The organism is Streptococcus parasanguinis (genome assembly GCF_031582885.1).
In the GTDB taxonomy this organism is placed as follows: Bacteria; Bacillota; Bacilli; order Lactobacillales; family Streptococcaceae; genus Streptococcus; species Streptococcus parasanguinis_M.
The window spans coordinates 78,639-97,344 of record NZ_CP133988.1 but is presented as its reverse complement, the minus strand read 5'-3'; the positions used below and the strand labels follow the sequence as shown (position 1 = coordinate 97,344).

At 30.1% G+C, this 18,706-nt stretch carries 14 protein-coding genes; 13 read left to right on the top strand and 1 reads right to left on the bottom strand.

Annotated features, from left to right (window positions below):
* Positions 1-125 precede the first annotated feature (125 nt).
* Positions 126-545, top strand: a complete 420-nt coding sequence (locus RDV49_RS00455; RefSeq protein WP_003010091.1) for a hypothetical protein — start codon at positions 126-128, stop codon at positions 543-545.
* 69 nt (positions 546-614) lie between these two features.
* Here RDV49_RS00455 and RDV49_RS00450 read toward each other — a convergent pair whose 3' ends face one another.
* Positions 615-941, bottom strand: a complete 327-nt coding sequence (locus RDV49_RS00450) for a helix-turn-helix domain-containing protein (RefSeq protein ID WP_003010093.1) — start codon at positions 939-941, stop codon at positions 615-617.
* A 160-nt stretch (positions 942-1,101) separates the two neighbouring features.
* Here RDV49_RS00450 and RDV49_RS00445 point away from each other — a divergent pair, with 160 nt between their 5' ends.
* The 12 genes from RDV49_RS00445 (at position 1,102) to RDV49_RS00390 (ending at position 18,661) form a co-directional block, all read left to right on the top strand.
* A complete protein-coding gene (locus RDV49_RS00445; RefSeq protein ID WP_003010095.1) occupies positions 1,102-4,941 on the top strand; it encodes an SEC10/PgrA surface exclusion domain-containing protein in 3,840 nt (1,279 codons plus the stop codon).
* Between the two features lie 141 nt (positions 4,942-5,082).
* A complete protein-coding gene (locus RDV49_RS00440; protein WP_003004846.1) occupies positions 5,083-5,454 on the top strand; it encodes a hypothetical protein in 372 nt (123 codons plus the stop codon).
* A 527-nt stretch (positions 5,455-5,981) separates the two neighbouring features.
* Positions 5,982-6,854 carry a helix-turn-helix domain-containing protein gene (locus RDV49_RS00435; protein ID WP_037608285.1) on the top strand — a complete coding sequence of 291 codons (873 nt, stop codon included), beginning with the start codon at positions 5,982-5,984 and terminating at the stop codon, positions 6,852-6,854.
* Between the two features lie 317 nt (positions 6,855-7,171).
* Entirely contained in the window at positions 7,172-7,321 is a 150-nt protein-coding gene (locus tag RDV49_RS00430; protein WP_003010099.1) for a hypothetical protein, read from the top strand.
* Between the two features lie 114 nt (positions 7,322-7,435).
* Entirely contained in the window at positions 7,436-7,564 is a 129-nt protein-coding gene (locus tag RDV49_RS00425; RefSeq protein WP_003010100.1) for a hypothetical protein, read from the top strand.
* 183 nt (positions 7,565-7,747) lie between these two features.
* Positions 7,748-10,594, top strand: a complete 2,847-nt coding sequence (locus RDV49_RS00420; RefSeq protein ID WP_310744358.1) for a thiopeptide-type bacteriocin biosynthesis protein — start codon at positions 7,748-7,750, stop codon at positions 10,592-10,594.
* Positions 10,575-11,720, top strand: a complete 1,146-nt coding sequence (locus tag RDV49_RS00415) for a lanthionine synthetase LanC family protein (protein ID WP_003010107.1) — start codon at positions 10,575-10,577, stop codon at positions 11,718-11,720. Before RDV49_RS00420 ends, RDV49_RS00415 begins: the two co-directional genes overlap by 20 nt.
* 9 nt (positions 11,721-11,729) lie before the next feature.
* Positions 11,730-13,340 carry an ATP-binding cassette domain-containing protein gene (locus RDV49_RS00410; RefSeq protein WP_003010108.1) on the top strand — a complete coding sequence of 537 codons (1,611 nt, stop codon included), beginning with the start codon at positions 11,730-11,732 and terminating at the stop codon, positions 13,338-13,340.
* 126 nt (positions 13,341-13,466) lie between these two features.
* Entirely contained in the window at positions 13,467-13,943 is a 477-nt protein-coding gene (gene pezA, locus RDV49_RS00405; protein WP_003010109.1) for a type II toxin-antitoxin system antitoxin PezA, read from the top strand.
* Positions 13,943-14,728, top strand: a complete 786-nt coding sequence (gene pezT, locus RDV49_RS00400; protein WP_003010111.1) for a type II toxin-antitoxin system toxin PezT — start codon at positions 13,943-13,945, stop codon at positions 14,726-14,728. Before pezA ends, pezT begins: the two co-directional genes overlap by 1 nt.
* Entirely contained in the window at positions 14,718-16,757 is a 2,040-nt protein-coding gene (locus tag RDV49_RS00395) for an ATP-dependent nuclease (protein ID WP_003010113.1), read from the top strand. Before pezT ends, RDV49_RS00395 begins: the two co-directional genes overlap by 11 nt.
* Complete coding sequence (locus RDV49_RS00390; RefSeq protein WP_003010115.1) at positions 16,739-18,661, top strand: ATP-dependent helicase; 1,923 nt, start codon at positions 16,739-16,741, stop codon at positions 18,659-18,661. The genes RDV49_RS00395 and RDV49_RS00390 overlap by 19 nt, the downstream gene beginning before the upstream one ends.
* The last annotated feature ends 45 nt before the right edge of the window (positions 18,662-18,706 follow it).

Below are 18,706 nucleotides of genomic sequence, written 5' to 3'. Positions count from 1 at the left end.
TCCTCAAAAAAGGAGGTAAAAGATGCTCAATCCAAATCATTTAATAATAATATTAAAGAGAGTAAGACCACCGTAAATCTAAGGAAATAAATCTTAAAAAAAAATAATAATTAGAGGTGAAACTTATGAAGATTTACAAACAACATGTGATTGATTTAACTCAACAATATATTTCAGAGTTAATTAATCACAATGAAGAAGTTAATATTAGAATGTTTTATTCAACATTTGAAGAGGATCAGTATATCTCAATCTTGAATGACCAAGATCAAGAAGTGTCATTCAATTTTGTAAATGATAGCATTGAAATTGAATTAATTGATCCGCTGTGTGAGAAAATTTTGATTACATTTGATACTGTAGAACAAACAGCTAAAATCCATCTTGTAATTAATTTTCTCTTAGATTTGTTTTTTAGATTCAATTGGCATGAATCAGTTGCAGCGTTATCAGTTGCAGATTTCTGGGAATTGATCAAGAATTACGAGAAAGATAACCTCGATATGACATTTGGTTACCCAAGAATCGCAGGCTCTAATAGCTAATGGCCATATTTTTAGGCACAAAAAAAGTGGGAAAGGAATCGTTTTTATACTTATCCTTTTCCACTCTTTTTATTTTGTCTCGTTAATAATTGTGTTAATAGCTGAAATGACTTTATTTTGTTTGTACTCTGGTAAAGATTTGATAGTGTCAATAAGCTGTGCTAAATCAGTACTTTCTTCTTTAAGTGTTAAATCAAAAAAAGTTTGTAGATCAACATTTAACGCTTCTATAATTTTCTCAAGCGTACTAATTTTTATATTGGGCTCTAAATTTTCTAACTTATACGCGTAATTGGTTCCAAGATCTGCTTTTTCTTCTAATTGTTCCTGAGTCATTCCTGACTGGGTCCGCAGAATCCGTATTCTTTTGCTTATATACTTTTGTAATTTTGACATTTGTAACCTCGTAAGACTATTTTACAGTCTTAGAAGGTTAGATTCTAGTTCTTAAAAGGTTGGATACAACTTTACAAAGTTGATAAAATGTAGTATAATTCGGGTGTTTATAATTAGATAGTGATAAATTGCTCAATACTTAATCATAAAGGTGGGAATTATGAAAAAGAAAACGATCAAAGCAACTGTATCCGCTGTATCAATAGCTACAGCTTTTGCGGGATTTTCTGTTGTACAAGCGGATGAAGTAACTGCAACTCAGCCAAATGAGTCAACATTAAGTGTTGAATCGACGTCTCCTTCGTCTACAAATATAAAACAAGTAGACGGGGTATTTGTCCATAATGGAATTGCAACCGTAACGAAAACGCCAACTCCTGAAGTTGTAGAAGAAGCAAGAACGATCAAGGAAGAAGCCGATCAATCGGTTTTAAATCAAGAAAGTGCATTAGAAAACGCTAAGGCTTCGGAAGCAACCGTTGCATCAAAAGTTTCCGAAGCAAGTGTTAACTTAAAGAATGCTGAGGCAAATAAAGAATTAGCTACGCCGGAAAAAATTGAAATAACGAAGAATGAAATTTCAGAGGTAAAAGCTGACATTGAGAAAAAGGAAACATCACAAAAAGATGCATCTGAAAAAGTTCTAGAAGCTGAGAAAGAACGTAATCAGCAATCAGAGGTTATTAAAAAAGATCAAGATAAAATTTCAGAGCAAGAAAAGAAAGTTTCAACAGCTGAGGAAGCCGTAGCAACTGCACAAAAAAATCTTAATGGCACTGGTGCATCGGAAATCATTGCTGAAAGAGAAAAAGCAAAAAGTGATGTAGCTGAAAAAGAATCAGCAGAATCAGCAGCGAAAAAGGCTTTGGAAACTGCCATTAACGAAGACAAAAATAAAGCCGAAGAACTCAGTAAAGCTTCTGCTGATGAAAAAACGCAACTTAGTGCTAGTCAAGTTTCTGCTAAACAATTAGCAGATGCTAAAAAGGTTGCAGAAGAAGCAGCAAGTGCATTAGTGAAGGTTCAAAAAGAGAAAGAAACTGCTCAGAAAGTTTTAGACGGCACTGGCGTTGAAGAAATAGTAGCAGAACGTGATGCGGCTAAGAAAAATTTAGATGCTAAAGAAGCAACTGAAAATATAGCAAAACAGGAACTTGATCGTGCCAAAGAAGCAGATGCTAAAAAAGCTACCGCACTAAAAAATGCAAAATCAGTTGAAGCGGATCAAATAAAGAAAAGCCAAGAAACGGCGAAAAACTTGTCATCTGCTGAAGAAAAACAAAAACAAGCACAAGAGAATCTAAAGAAAGCTCAAGAAAATAAGGTTTCAGCACAAAGTAATCTTGATGCTTCTGAATCACAACTTGCCCAAACAATCGCAAATCGTGATAGTAAAGCAAATGATTTAGCAAATAAACAAAATAGTAAGATTAGTGCAGAAGAAGAGCTCAAAACAGCTAAAGAAAATGATGCTAAGAAAGCTTCAGAAATTTCAGCTTTAACTACTAAGAAAAACCAAGAAGAGGCAAAAGTAAATGAAACTTCAAATGAGCTAGCGAGTGCTACATCAGCAGCTCAGGAAGCAAAAGAGAATAAAGAGAAAGCTGATCAAGCAGTTGAAATGCTGAATCAACAAATTGTAGCAATTAAAAATCTCACTATTCCTCAATTGCCTCAAGATGTCATTGATGCTTACAAGGCTTATCTTGCCGATAACTCAGATGCAAATAAAAATGCATTAAACGATGTTATTCAAAAATGGTTCACAGGTAGTAAGTATGATTTTGGTACTCCAGAGACGGAATATTCTCCTGAACACCAAAATATTGTTATCAAAGGTTGGCCAAATAAGGATATTGTTTTGCCTATCGATGACTCTGAAGTCGATTTGGATAATCTTACAGATAAACAGATTGAAGCTTTGAGTCAATATTATGTGCTTCTCGCAAACAATCTGCAAGACCAAGTCTGGGGAAGCCATGATTTTATAGTTACTAAAGAATCTGTTCAAGGTGTTAAAAATATCGCAAAAGCCTATGCTGAAGAAAATAAACCATTTGGTACAAGTCATAGTGTGACAGCTCTTGCAAAAGATGGACTGGATTCAATCGCTTGGGCTGGCGAAAATATGAGCTTCAATAATACATTGCTAGGTTTTAGTGCTTATTATTCAGAAGCAAAAGAAACACGAAAAGCTACAATGTCTCAATTATATCGCGAGGTATATGATGCCGTAATTAGCTTTATGGCAAATGATGTACATGCATATTTTGGACATATGAGATTAATGATTGGAGAAAAAGCTCCTTCAGATATACAAGCAGTCGGGGTAGCAAATAGCCTAACACCTAGTGGTGTTGGTCGAATGCATTTTATTAAATTCAAAGGTCAATCTAGCCATTTCGATTACATTAAAGATGAACAAACAGGTGAGTATCACTCTAAGTTCATTGACGACTATTATGATAAAGGGATTGCTAAACCTCTAGCTACTCCATTTGATACTTCAAAAATGGAAGATGAGTTAACAGCTGCTAAAGCTAAACAGACTGCAGCAAATACAGCAAATAATTCTGCACAGAATCGTTTGGAAAAAGCTAAATCAGAAAATGATTCAAGTACAAAAGCTCTCAAAGAAACGACAGCAAAATTAGATGCTTTGAAAGCTACTCCTGACCAAACACCTGCAGCTACTACTAAATTGGAAAACGCTACACAAAATTATAATGAAGCACAAATCCAATTTAATAAGGCTCAAGATGCACTTGATCAATTAAATGCTGATATTCAAAACAAGCGTCAAGCTTTAGCAAATGCAAAAGACAATTTAGACCAGGCTACAACAGCAGAAGTAAAAGCTAAATCTGATCTTGAAAAAGCAAAACTAGAAAATCAAAATGCGAATCAAAATCTGAAAAAAACTCAAAAACTTGTAGCAGAATTAATGTCAGTTCCTGATCAAACTCCAAGTGCACAAAAGAAATACGACAATGCGAAACAACTAAAAGAAGATGCTGAAACAAGATATATCAAAGCTCAAACAGCTCTGGATAACTTAAATGCAGACCTTCAAGTTAAGCAAAAAGCATTAGAAACTGCAAAAGAGCAGCTTGAAAAAGCAAAAGCAACAGATAAGACTGCAAGAAACAGTTTAGATGAAACAACAAAAATTCATGAAAAACATTTGGCAGCCTTAAATGCTACACGTCAAACGATTGCAAGATTAAACTCAATCTCAGATAAGACACCTCTTGCGCAAAAGAATCTAGATGAAGCTTCTCAACAATTGGTTGCTGCCAAGACTCGTTATGCAAAAGCACAATTAGCTGTTGAAAATCTAAATGCAGATATTCAAACAAAACAAAAAGTTTTAGCAGATGCGCGTGCAGATTTGGATAAAGAACTTAAAGTACTTTCAGATCTTAAAGCTGAAAAAGCTACGGATGAAGCAGAACTCAGAAACCGTCAGAATAAAGTTGAAGAGTTAAAAGTTAAAGAAAGTCAAATTAAGGATGAAATTTCTAAATTAAAGACTCACTTAGTTGCTTTAGAAACACTTTTAGATCATCTTGAAAATGCTGATGCATATTTGATGAAAGCAAAAGGAGCATATGACAATGCAGTTGAAGAGCACCGTTTAGCACTTGAGAATGTCGCAAGAGAGGAAGCTAAACTTAAAACACTTCTACAAGATCAATTGGATGCAACTGCGCAATATGAAGCAGTTAGGGAAGCCTATTTAAATACTCGTACAAGACAAAGCGAAGTCTTTAACGATAAAGTAGATCACAAGATGATTTCTCTGAATCCTGCGTTAGAAAAGAGTATACCAGAAAGTACTTCTAATGAACGAGTATATAGCTATGCTGGAAATCAAGCTAAATATGCTGCAAATAGAGCCTTGCCTAATACAAGTTCAATTGAGAATTGGTTAGTGTTTGCAATGGGAATTGTTCTTTGTAGTTTTGGTATTTCAGTATCACGGAAACATCGTGATTAATAAAAGCTGGTAAGTATTTCTTATTGTAGTAATGAATAAAAGTTTATCATTCAAAATTTGATTTTTTACTAATGATTTTAGTGAAACTAGGTATATGAAAAAAATAATAAATATCTTTAGATATTTATAGGAGGAAAAATAATGAAAAAAATTATTGCTTTAGTTGTTTTAGTACTTGCGGTTGCCGGTGGAGTATTCTTTTTCTTGAATCAAAATTCAGGACCAGAGAAGCAAATTATTGGTACTTGGTATGATAGTAAACACGATTCAACTATCGTTTTCAATAGCGATAAAACACTAGAAGTAACAAATAATAAAGACGAATCTAGAGATGGAACTTGGAAAATCGCTGGGAAATACGTCAAATTAAAGGTTTCTAGTGCAGCGAGTGCTAAAGCTGAATTACCTGGAAAAGATGAAAAAGAAGTAAAATATTTAAAGATTCAATTTAATTCAATTGAAACTGTTAACAGTGATTTTCGTGTAGCAGACGGAACTTTTGAAAAACAGTAATATAATTTAAGTATCTATCTTAAATATAGTTAAAAGATAAATAATAAAAGGATTTAGAATTAAGGTTATTGTTAACATGGTTCTAAGTCTTTTTTATTGAGATTTTATCAAATTAAAAAATATTAGATAACTATTGGAGATTTATATCAACCTATTCTAAGATCATTTGAAACAGAATCTTGTCAACTAGTTTTAATGAAATCTTGTAAAGCATTATAATTCTCAAAACGTATCAATCAATATTTCTATGATGTTTTTATCCATTTCAGAAATTATAGAGTCATAAGAAATAAAAATTTTGTTACATTATTTTTGTATGGTCTTATTAAAATTGTTATTTGGTATATTGTTAAAATTGTTATTTGGTATATTGTTAAAATTGTTATTTGGTATATTGTTAAAATTATCTATCATCTTTTAAATTAAACATATATCCATAATGTGTATTTTTTAGATAAAAAATTTGAATATTAATATCGTTCGTGCTAAAATTGATGATGCAATAAAGTGATGAAGAGGATATAAGTTTGAGGACACTATTAGCAACAAGGTTAAAAAATAGACGAAAAGAATTAAAAATGTCGCAAAGAGAATTGGCTGAAGGAATTTGTAAACAGGGTCAGATTAGTCGACTAGAAAATGGAGACTATACTCCAGGAGCGGACTTCCTATATGCTCTAGCACAGAAGTTAAAAGTTAGTATGGATTATTTTTTTGAAGAACAGGTTGAACAGAAAACAGATGAGCTATCTGAGTTTAAAAAATTAGCACATATTTTTATTCTGAATCGGAATTATGAATCTTTAAAATATATATTTGAATTAGAAAAGATAAAGAGTCATCGCTTATCTTTATCTGATAAACTTTATTTGGAGTGGATAAAGTCTCTTATTGATTTTTATTTTTATGGAAAGAAAAATGAAGCGGTTATAAAGTTAGAGGAAGTACTAGAACAGACTAGTTTATATGATCTTAACTACCTTCAAGTATCTAATACATTATTTAATTTTTACTATGAAGTTGGGAGTTTAGAGCGGTTTAATGAGATAAAAGACAAATTGGAAGAAAGAGTCAGCCAATTGAGTTTAAATACTGTTGAAGAATTAGAATTGTCTATTAAATTCAACTACAATATATGTCGCTATTTATGGCTCCAAAAAGACATTGAGCAAGCAATTACTAGAATTACCACTACTATAAAAAAATGTAAGGATTACAGAACGACTTATCTATTAGCTGATTTATATTTGTTGATGGGAAATATAAGTGAAATTATCTCCTCAAAAGATATTGCAGTAGAAAATTATGAATTAGCTCGTTTTTTGTATAAACTCGATGAAAATATCCCAATGATGTTAAAAGTGGAGCATTATATTGTAAAAATGGCGAATAAAGTATAAGAATGTCCAAAAGTAAGTTATGTTAGATTGAAGAGAAAGTCCATTGTTGATAATTTCTTCAATCTTTTTTATTTGTTCTCGAAGAAAGATTTCTAAAACAGTTACAGTAAATAGGTAAAATATTAAAAACAATCTAATAGATTTCAGAAATTATTTGATTAATCTAGAGTGTTTTGTTGTATTAGTACGATATTTTGAACAATTTTTTTAGATACAAAAATGTATAAAAAAAAAAAATATAAAAAAAGGTTATAAAAAAGATTGACTTGGATAATATGAAGTGCTAAAATGTATGCAACAACAAAAAGGAGAAGACTATGAAAGTTTTTTTAAAAAAGATTACAGTAATTCTATTTTTAGGAGTCGTATTTATAAGATTTAATTCAGTCACGAATTTAGACTTCAACATTGTACAACCAAATAATATAGGAACAGGTATTGATCCTGGTCCTGCTAATTTTAAATAAAATCTTTTGCCAAATTGGCTTTCCGATGGATATCTGTAAATGCTATCTATCGGAAAGCTATGTGATGACCGCTAATATGGCTTTTATAAATATTTTTTCTGGAGGATTTCGCAGATGGAAAAATCAATTAATGACTTACTAGTAACAGTAAAAATCGAAACAACACCAGCTAAGCAACCTGAAGTAATGTTGAAACATACGGGTGGTTCAGGTGGATGTTCCTCAACTCCAAGTTGTTCATAGTTTTATTTTTAGTAAATAAATTAAAATTAAGTTAAGTAATATTCATTGCGGTCGTTTTTATTGCTTATATACATGACATCTGAAGTTGTTATAATGGGCTAAGTTCAGGATAACGATTTTAGATGTTTTTTTGCTATCAAATATCTTAATATTATAATTTTCAAATAAGTGTGAGGTGAAGTTATGAAATTATCTAGTGAAGTAATAGTCAGACAGTCAAATTTTAATTTTAAAGAATTAAAACCTATTTTAGAGCAGGTATCTACTTTTTTTGAAAATGAAGATTATATAAGAATAATTGAGATTGTAAAAAATAATAAAAAAATAAGAGATAGTATATTAGTATCTTCACCTGATTTTTTAAAATCCTGTTTTAATTTTGAAAAACTAAGTGATAAAAAGAAACGGAATGTTTGTTTAACGTTTTATAAATATCTAAATAGAATGTTATATCGAGCAACACCTTTTGGTATTTTTAGTAGTGTTGGAAAAGCTATTACTAAAAATACTGATACTGATACAAATTTTTTAATATCCAATTTTGAAACAAAAAAACATCTAAATTTTTCTTTAGAGATACAAGAGTATTTCTATGATAAATTGGTTACTAATATCGAATTCGTTAATCAATCCTCTATTTTATGTAAGGCGAATACAAGTATAAAAGAAACAAAGAATTATATTGATTATTTTCTTCCAAATATTTCTTTGGATGAACGAGAAGGTAATAAGATTCTCTTCCAGAAAAATAGAGTTTTAGAATTTATATACGAAAAGTCTTTAGAGGGAGTTTATTCAATTAGTAAACTAATTTCGTTAACAAAAGAAAAATTTTCGAACGATTTTTCAAACGAAATTATAGAATCTTTAATACTGGAGTTATTGAAAATAAGATTCATTTTGTTAGATGTATATCCGTTTGTATTATCTGAAGAATCTTTAAATGTGTTAAGAAGCGATTCCAAATTACCAATTATAGATGAAATAGAGGCAGTTATTAATATAGGTAAAGAATTTAATGAATCTGGGAATATTGATATTCTAAAAAAAATAAGTTTTCATTTAGAAGATGCAAATAGACTGAATAAGTACAATATAACTCAAGAAATAGCGAATGAAATAGAATTCTTTTTATCAAATACTGATAAGAAACAAATTCAACATCTAGCACAGTTTGTATTTTCTAATTTCAATAAATCAGTATCAGATAGTAGACATAAGGTAAATATATACAAGGAAAAATTTTCAGAAAGATATGGCCACTATAGGGCAGTTTCTTTAATAGAAGTTTTTGATGAGATTTCTGGATTGGGTTCCCCATTTACTGAAGAGCTTATTATTGATAAATTAAAATATGATGAAATAAAATGGAAAAACGAATTAAAATTGGAATACTCCAAAAATCAATATGAGACTTTTGATTTATCAATTTTTTATGAGCATCAAAGAAATATAGAGGAGTTAGGATTTGATTTAAACTTTAATATTTATAATATTGATGGTAAGGTGAATTTAACACTTGGACGTTCGGCCTATTCAAGAAGTCCCAGATCATACCACGGAAGATTTGGTTTTTTAAATTTAGATGAGAACGACAATTACACTCATGGCTTGATTTACTACCCCAAAAATACCAAAATTAAAAATTTAGGAGTAGCTTTAGAAAATCAGTATCAATCGAATCTGGTAATTAATGGAATAAAAAAATCTTCAGAAGATTTAACTTTATCAGAAATATATTTGAAATTAACTAAAGACAATGAATTTATTTTGCAAGATGTCCACGGAAGAGTATTGAATATTGACATAAGAAGCATGATAAACCTAGACTTAACAAATGACTATATAAAGTTTATTGGATTATTATCTTCTAAAACAGACAAAATTGGTTCGTTACTTGGAATACTAGAATCGTTGAATGAGTTTCATCAGAAAAGAATAGTTTTTGAAGATATTGTACTCGTTCCAGAAAAATGGAATTTGACAAAAGATATGTTACTCTCGTATGATATTGAAGGAGTTATAAATTTATTTAATAGTTATTGTATACCTAAAAAAGTGAAGCTTATGATTGAAGATCAAGTATTGGTTTTGGATATCACTAAAAAGATAGATGTTGAACTATTTATTGATATTTTAAAGAAAGAAGGGAAAATTGAAGTCTATGAATGCTATGGAGAATGTTACACATATACAAATTTGGAATCTCTTGCAACTGAGTTGACATTTACTTTTTATAATCGTAGAGTAAGTAGTCATCAAATTCAACCTGTTATTGAAGTGAAAGATAGATTGCAAATTATGGAGAATAATTATGGATGGTTTTACGTGAAATTGTATACGTACAAAAATTTACAGGATCAATTGTTGACATATTTGAATAGATACTTTAAAGATATAACTATGAGTTGGTTTTATCTACGTTATTCGGATGATAGACCACATATAAGGTTCAGAATTTATATTGACTCTGAAAGTAAGTATAACTTATACGATATTTTTCATCTTGTTACAAGTTTATTAAGTAATGGGGTAATTGATGATTATTCTATTTGTCCATATGAAAGAGAATATGAGAGATACGGTATAAAAAACTATCCTTTGGTTGAAAAAATTTTTGAATTTGACTCGAAGCTTTGTCTTGATTCGTTAGAAAAAAGAAAAGAGTTATCTGATCTTAAGTTTAAATGGTTAATTGTTTATAGCTCGATAGAAATTTTTCAACAATTATTAAAACAAGTAAATAACTATGAATTTTTGTTTTATAAAAAAGGAGAACTAGAAGATAAAAATATTTTAAAATCTATAATTAGATTAAGTGATTCAAAAAATTTGAATTTAATTAAAAGTAATATAAATTTTAAAAAGCTTGTTGAGTTTATTGGTTTATTACATCTTGAAAATGTTGAACAACTATTAGACAGTCTATTACATATGCATTTTAATAGGTTGTTTGGTGATTTAGAGGTTGAGTCTAAATATAGAAATTATATTCTAGGAGTATTAAATTTTGAAATTAAGAGAAAATAAATTAATAAGAGATTGTTTAGAAAATTTTACAAATTATAATGACGTTAGTTTATTGGATGGTAGTTCAGGGTTCCTTTTGTTTCTATTAAACTTGTATTTAATAGAAAAAGATGATTTTTATGAACAGAAGGCGATAGAAGTACTATATCAAACGGATTTTAATTTCAGTATTTCGAACTATAATAGAGGGTTGTGGACTGGTGTCATAGGTTTATCTTATGTTATAAATTTGTGGGGAAGATATTCTTGCAACGATATATTTAAAAATTTAGATTTACAATTAACGGAAGCCTCTAAAAAGATTATAGACACTTATTTAAATGAAGAAATAAAGAACTATTCGGATTCTACTACTTATGATATTTTATATGGATTAGCAGGAATTATTATTTTTATTAAATATCATCCATTATTTAAAACTGAAAGAAATTTAGATCAATGTTTGTCGAAGTTAGTTAATAAAATTATTAAAAATAATGACAACTTTAAATTATTCTTTTCCAATTTTGAAAGTAAAGAAGCTAAGAATTTGGATAAAACAGTTATTATTAATTTAAGTTTATCTCATGGAATGGTTTCGTTACTGAATTCTTCCCTATTGTTAGACGGCATAGATATTATGGTGCCAAATAAGTTGAATATAATTTATCAAGATTTTATTGACAATATAGCTTGGATTCCAGAGTATGTAGAAGTAGATTTACAATGTAATAAAGATGTGAAATTTTTGTATAGTAGAGATAATGAAAATTTTTCGTGGTGTTATGGAGTATATGGACACTATATATTTCAAAGAAATAAGGGGCTAAATTTTTCTACTTATCTAAAAGATAGATTACTGGTTCGTGTGAATGAGTTTATTAATAATGAGACATTAGAGACAAATAATGTTTGTTTTTGTCACGGATTAGCGGGGCTACTTTATTCGTGTCATGATAGGTATTCAACTAAAGATATTCAGAAGTGTTGTAGGTTATTGGAAAGTAATTATTTCAATAACAAAGTACTGGATGAGTACAGTATATGGGGAGTATTAGATGGAAAAATAGGAATTTTATTATCTTATATTGCAATTAAATATCAAAGAAAAATAATTGGTGAAGAAATATTTGGAATTTTTAAGTGAGGCTGGGATATGACATTAAAAACTTATTTAATTAGATGCAAACGAAGTAATTCTATATGGTTGTTTTGGATTTTTATTAATTCATTATGTGTTTACTTAAATGGTATATTGAGTGCCAAAGCAATCTCTACAATTGTAAATTTTGATTTACAGGGATTTTTGTATTTAAGTGGAGCGATTTTAGCTGTAAATTTAATATGGGTATTGCAAATATATCAAAACTCAAAAGCAAGTGAAAAAGCCATACAAGAAATGTGTACCGAAATACGTAAAGATATTGTAAAAAGTATTGAAAGTAAGGGTGTGATACGTTTTGGCTCAAAAAGTGTTAGCGCCTATACCTCATGGCTGACAAATGATCTTAATACTATTCGAGATCTTGGCTTTGAAACACTTGAATTAATGATTAGTCAAGCATTAAATATCATTTTTGCAATTATTGCCTTTTTTAGTTTCCATTATTCATTATTGTTTACAATTTTGATATTCTTCATTCTAATGGTAAATCTCCCTAAAATATTTACAAAGAAAATGGAGAATAAAGCTGTTTACTTTACTGAGAAGAATGAAGAATTAGTTAAAGCAATTGATGATTCTTTAAGTGGATTTCGAATGTTATCCAATGCTAATCAACTTCATTTTTTAATGGTAAAAATTTTATCTTATTCAAAAAAATATTCGAAGTCCAGAGTTTCATATTCAAAAACCTTTGGTGGACTTATGTCTGTTCAAAATGGGACTAGTTTTGTGAGTCAAATTGCCATGTTGACCCACGCAGGGGTCTTATATTTTAACCGATTAATTCCGATTGGTGCTGTATCTTCTTCTCAATATTTTTCATCAATTATCTTTGCTGGCTTAACAGGCTTAACGGCAAATTACGCTGAGTTTAAAACTGTAAACAAAATATTTGAAAAATTTGAATTGGAAGGTGACCAAAGTATTAATGAAAGTAATGTTAATAAACAAACTTGGAAGAAATTTATAGATAAAGTAGAATTTCAATCGGTAACTATTGAACGTGACGGTAAGATTGTCTTAGATAATTTAAATGTTAAAATTGAAAAAAATAAGAAGTATGCAATATCAGGGTCATCTGGTTCAGGAAAATCAACTATATTAAAGGCTATTAATGGTGAAATCCCAATTTCGAAAGGCCACATCTTCTATGACAATATCGATTCAAAAAATATGAATTTCAAGGATCTTCATGAAAATATTTCTTATGTTAGTTTGGAAGATCATATTTTTAACGAATCCATTTTATTTAATTTGACATTAGGCCGAGAAATAGAAGATTCAAAAATCGAAAGAGCATTGGAATTATTTTATTTAAGAGACTGGATTAATGGATTGAGTCATGGATTGGAAACTACTTTATCGGAAATTAGCCAAGACATTTCTAGTGGACAGAAGCAACGAATTAGTCTAGCTAGAGCTTATCTTGAAGAAAAACCAATTTTAATTATTGATGAGGCAACTGATGCGATTGATAAAGAAAGACGGTATCAAATTGAGAAACATCTATTCTCGATGACAGAAAAAACTGTTATTTTTGTAAGCCATCATCTAGATGAAAATATAAGATCTCTTTTTGATAAAATTATATATTTGGATTAGTTTTAACATACTGAGATCAGTAGGTTAGATTGAAGAAAGATTCATCTACCAGATTTAAAAACGCACCATTTTTGGTGCGTTTTTAAATTTTGTGCTATAATAGAAATAAATAAAAGGAGGGCCCTCATGATCGGAGAAAATATTAAAGCGTTACGTAAAACACATGACCTAACCCAGCCTGAGTTCGCAAAGATTGTTGGTATCTCTCGAAATAGCCTGAGTCGTTATGAAAACGGGACAAGTTCAGTTTCGACAGAATTAATAGATCGTATTTGTCAGAAATTTAATGTTTCCTATATCGATATTGTAGGAGAGGAAAAGATGCTCACGCCAGTAGAAGATTACCAGCTCACTCTAAAAATTGAAGTAATTAAAGAACGAGGGGCGAATATCTTAGCGCAACTTTATCGTTTTCAAGATGAACAAGGAATTTCATTTGATGATACTTCTAATCCTTGGGTTCTAATGAGCGATGATTTGTCTGATTTGCTGAACACGAAGATTTATCTTGTGGGGACTGTTGATGAAGTAGAGCGATATAATGGCTATTTGGATGGCATTGAACGGATGCTAGAACAAGCAACTCATCTGGTGGTGGCTTAATGAAACTAGAAGAATTTAGTCAAGATGATTTTGAACGAGCATCCAGACGACTCGTTCGTTCTTTAACTCGTGGTAAAACAACTTCGTCTCAGCCCAAGGCTATCTTGCTAGGTGGACAGAGTGGTGCTGGTAAGACAACGATTCATCGTGTGAAACAAAGGGAATTTCAAGGCAATATCATTATCATTGATGGAGATAGTTATCGCTCTTTTCATCCGAACTACCTTGGCCTACAGGAAAAGTATGGCAAAGATAGTGTGGATTATACCAAAGTATTTGCGGGACAAATGGTTGAATATCTCGTAGATGAATTGAGTAAACAAGGTTATCATTTGTTAATCGAGGGCACCTTGAGAACAACAGAAGTTCCTAGAAAAACGGCCCAATTATTGGCAACTAGAGGTTACCAAGTCTCACTTGCACTGATTGCGACCAAGCCTGAATTGTCCTATCTCAGCACTTTGATACGTTATGAAGAGCTCTATGCTATAAATCCTAGTCAAGCCAGAGCAACTCCTAAAGCACACCATGATGGAATTGTAGAAAATTTGGTTGAGAATTTACGGGAGTTGGAAAAGGATCAGCTTTTTAGACAAATTCAAATTTATCAAAGAGATCAATCGTGCGTTTATGATTCGCAAGTAGATCAAACCTCAGCAGCAGAAATTCTACAAGAATGCCTCTTCGGAAAATGGAGTAAGGTGGAGGAAGAGATGTTTAAGATGGGGCAGGAACGGTTGAGAGAATTAATGGAAATGAAAAAAGGGATAATTGATGGAAATTAAAAAAATCTATATTCAACATTATCGTTCATTAAACGATTTTTCTTTAGAGTTAAAAAATGATTTATCCTTAATTGTGGGTAAAAACAATTGTGGCAAGACTTCGGTTTTATCTGTGTTAGAAAAAATATTCAATAAAAATTCCAATCGCAATTTGGTATGGGAAGATATTAATTTAAATCATAGGAGGGAAATCTTTGAGAATATAAAGAGAGTCTCTGATATTCCTGATTCGGAATTATCGTCTATTTTAGGGATTAATCTTCAAATTTGGATTCAATACTCAGAATTAGATTCTTATCAAAATATCCAAGGATTTATGATGGATTTAAATCCCGAAAATAATTTTATTATTCTTGAATTTTCGTATATAATTCCTACTCAAAAGCTTCGCGAGATAAGTAGTTTGACTTGTGATTTTGCAGATGATTTTTCAAAATTTGAATCATTTATGAAGAAAAATCTGAATAAATTTTTCGAAATACAGATTTATTCACGTGGATATAATCCTATTACTCAAGCAATGACAGAAGAAAAGTCTGATTTACATGAAATGAAAGATGTTCATAAAATTATTAAAGTAAGAGGGATTAGTGCTAGTCGAGAAGTATCTAATAAAGAAAATAACCATTCATTATCTAAGACATCAAATCGATTTTATAAATTAAATAATGGCGAAGAAATTAACAGTAAAGCAAATAATTTACTGCAATCTGCTATTTTAAAGGCAGATGAAACTTTAACCAGAGCATATAGTGGTGATGATAGCGTCGAAGGAATTTTTACTTCAGTCTTTGAACGCGTCAAAAGATTTGGTGGAAATGATAGTGAAGCAGAATTAGCAATTCATTCATCACTATCTGAGAAAGATATTTTAAGCAATAATACGACATTGTATTATAAGCATGACGATAGTCTATTACCTGAAACATATAATGGTTTGGGATATTTAAATTTATATGGAATTATTTTTGAAATTGAAACTTTAATGGCAGATATAAAAAGCGAACCTGCTGATATTAACCTAATATATATTGAAGAACCAGAATCACATACACATCCACAATTACAGTATATTTTTATCAAGAATATTAAAGATTTGCTAAAGGAACACAATGATGAACTAAAAGAAAGTGGAGATTTTAGTTGTATTCAAACTTTAATTACAACTCATTCCTCTCATATAGTTTCTGATTGTAACTTTGATGATCTAATTTATTTTAAACGTGATAACGGTACAGCAGTATCAAAGGCTTTTAATTCATTGAAAGAAGAATATGGTGATGAACAACTAGGATATAAATTTGTAAAGCAGTACCTTACTCTCAATAGTAGTGAATTATTTTTTGCTGATAAAGTCATTTGTGTTGAAGGTGATACAGAAAGGATTTTAATTCCTACGATGATGCAAAAGGTAGATACAACCAATCCAATAAATCAAGCTTCTAATACAATGCCATTGCTTTCTCAAAATATTTCAATCATTGAAACAGGTGCCCATTCACAAGTGTTTAGGAAGTTATTTGATTTTTTAGGAATAAAAGTATTGATAATTACGGATATTGATCCAGCAAATAAAAATGAAAATAATCGCTTAACTTCTTGCTCAGCAGTAGATGCTACCTCTACGACAAATGCTTCAATTAAAAATTTTTTTGATATTTCTGGAGATGAAGTTTTTTCAATAGTAGCTCAAAAGAGTTTGGCAGAAAAAATAACATCAGATGGTAGAATTCGTATTGCATATCAAATTCCCGAAGATGAAAATGGTTATCAGCCTGCTAGTTTTGAGGATGCTTTTATCAGTTTAAATAAACAATTCATTATTGATCAAAAAGCTGGTTTTATTCAATTTGAAGCTTTAAAAGACTTTGATGATAGTGAAATAGAAGATTTCTATAAATTTGCTAGGGATAAAGTAAACAAAAAATCTGCATTTGCATCAAGTTTATTATATTTTGAAGGTGAAGAAAATACTTGGAAAGTACCTAAATATATTTCGGAGGGATTATTATGGTTGAGAAAACAGTAGAACCAGAGGTAGAAAAAGTATTTGAAGTAATAAAACAAGGTCAAAATTTTATCCTTGAGGGTGGTGCTGGGAGTGGGAAAACTTATTCATTAATTTCCATTATTGAAAAAATATCTATGGAAGAACCAAAAAAATCGATTGTATGCATTACTTATACTAACAATGCTGTTGCAGAGATTAGATCTAGAATCATTAATGATAATTTACGGGTTTCAACTATTCACGATTTTATATGGCATGTCATTAAAAATTTCCAAAAAGAGATTAAAGAATGTCTTGTTGAGTTAATAAATGATGATGAACAAATTCTATTCGTTGCTCCAAAGGAAGTATTAGGTGAGGAACTTATTTCGCTTGATTACTTTGATAGTGTTCGTGTTGAATATACTGAATGGTATTCTATGAGCATAACTGAGCAAAATAAAGTTCAAATAAGTCATGACCATGTTCTTATAGTTGCTGAAAAAATGTTTTCTAAATATAAGAAGTTGAGTGATATTTTAAAGGATACTGCAAACTATATTTTTGTTGACGAGTATCAAGATACGAGTCCCTTAGTTGTAAAAATTTTATTAGAGCATCTCAGAAAGAGTACTAGAGATAATATTGTAGGTTTTTTTGGAGATTCAATGCAGGCTATCTATGACTCAGGAGTGGGAAACATAGATTCCTATGGTCTTGAAAAAATACAAAAAAATCAAAATAGACGTAATCCACGAAAAGTTATTAATTTAGCAAATAAATTTAGAAGCGATGGATTAGTTCAGATTCCTTCTAGTGATGTAGCGGCTCCAAACATGAATAATGGTAATGTAATTGAAGGAACGGTGAAATTCATTTATGGTGATGGTATTACCCACCTTGAAGATCTTAGAAATAGCGAACTATTTAAAGAATTAGAGTTTGATATACCACAGAAAACAAAGGAATTGCGATTAACACACAAACTTAATGCAGAAACGGCTGGGTTTTCTAAACTATTTGAATTGTATAGTTCTGATTTGCTTGTGAAATTAATTACAGATATGAAGAAAAAATTTAATGCAAGTGAGTTAGTTGATAAAGGAAAAACTTTTGAAGAATTAGTAGAAGAAGCTCAAATTGTTGTTAGAAAGGGTGGTCCATTAATAATTGATATTGTCAAATCTATTCCAGAACTTTTAGCCATTTACGAAGAAATTAAGACATTTTCATTTGAAGAAGTGATTAGTAAGAGTAAAGTTAATAAAGATTCTTTATTGGCCTATAAATTTAATGGTTTAAGTAGTAGATATGAGGCGGGTACAGATAGAGATAGGATTCTTCAAAGATTAGATCTAATCTTTGAACTAATAGAACTATATAAAATAGGTAAGCATAACGAATTTTTGCGTATTACTTGCTTTAAAATAACTTCGTCCGCTGATAAAATTAATCTATCTAAAATTATGGAAGAAATCTCTGATAATGATATTACAATTGGAAAAGTCATAAAACTTGCAGAGAGAACTGGATTAATTTCAAAGGACGACTTATTTACTAATTTTATAGAAAATAAGGGCTATTATTTATGGTTACGCCTTGAGAAATTACCATTTCAAGAATATGTAAATAGTATTGCTTATCTTAGAGAATATGTATCTGTCATAACTCAGCATAAGGTTAAAGGCAGTGAATATGAGAATGTCTTAGTTTTGTTAGATAATGGAAGATGGAATCAATATAATTTTAATTCTATATTTGGTAAAGGTTCATCTAATGAGAAGGTTCAAAACAGAACTAAGAAACTATTTTATGTTACAATCACTAGAGCAATGAAAAACTTAATTGTTTATATGCCATGTAATGACCAACAGATTCTTGAAAAAGCTAAAGATTATTTTGAACAGAGTGATATTGTTGATGTTCTGTCATTAGTTGATTAGTAAATAAACTTTAACAATTGTTGAACTGAAAGTTGAAGGAGCAAT

Excerpts from the sequence above, each read along its gene's own strand:
- RDV49_RS00430 (WP_003010099.1), top strand. The coding sequence starts at position 7,172 with ATGAAAGTTTTTTTAAAAAAGATTACAGTAATTCTATTTTTAGGAGTC.
- RDV49_RS00410 (WP_003010108.1), top strand. The coding sequence starts at position 11,730 with ATGACATTAAAAACTTATTTAATTAGATGCAAACGAAGTAATTCTATA.
- RDV49_RS00455 (WP_003010091.1), top strand. The coding sequence starts at position 126 with ATGAAGATTTACAAACAACATGTGATTGATTTAACTCAACAATATATT.
- RDV49_RS00450 (WP_003010093.1), bottom strand. The coding sequence starts at position 941 with ATGTCAAAATTACAAAAGTATATAAGCAAAAGAATACGGATTCTGCGG.
- RDV49_RS00440 (WP_003004846.1), top strand. The coding sequence starts at position 5,083 with ATGAAAAAAATTATTGCTTTAGTTGTTTTAGTACTTGCGGTTGCCGGT.
- RDV49_RS00425 (WP_003010100.1), top strand. The coding sequence starts at position 7,436 with ATGGAAAAATCAATTAATGACTTACTAGTAACAGTAAAAATCGAAACA.
- RDV49_RS00395 (WP_003010113.1), top strand. The coding sequence starts at position 14,718 with ATGGAAATTAAAAAAATCTATATTCAACATTATCGTTCATTAAACGAT.
- RDV49_RS00390 (WP_003010115.1), top strand. The coding sequence starts at position 16,739 with ATGGTTGAGAAAACAGTAGAACCAGAGGTAGAAAAAGTATTTGAAGTA.
- RDV49_RS00420 (WP_310744358.1), top strand. The coding sequence starts at position 7,748 with ATGAAATTATCTAGTGAAGTAATAGTCAGACAGTCAAATTTTAATTTT.
- pezT (WP_003010111.1), top strand. The coding sequence starts at position 13,943 with ATGAAACTAGAAGAATTTAGTCAAGATGATTTTGAACGAGCATCCAGA.
- RDV49_RS00445 (WP_003010095.1), top strand. The coding sequence starts at position 1,102 with ATGAAAAAGAAAACGATCAAAGCAACTGTATCCGCTGTATCAATAGCT.
- pezA (WP_003010109.1), top strand. The coding sequence starts at position 13,467 with ATGATCGGAGAAAATATTAAAGCGTTACGTAAAACACATGACCTAACC.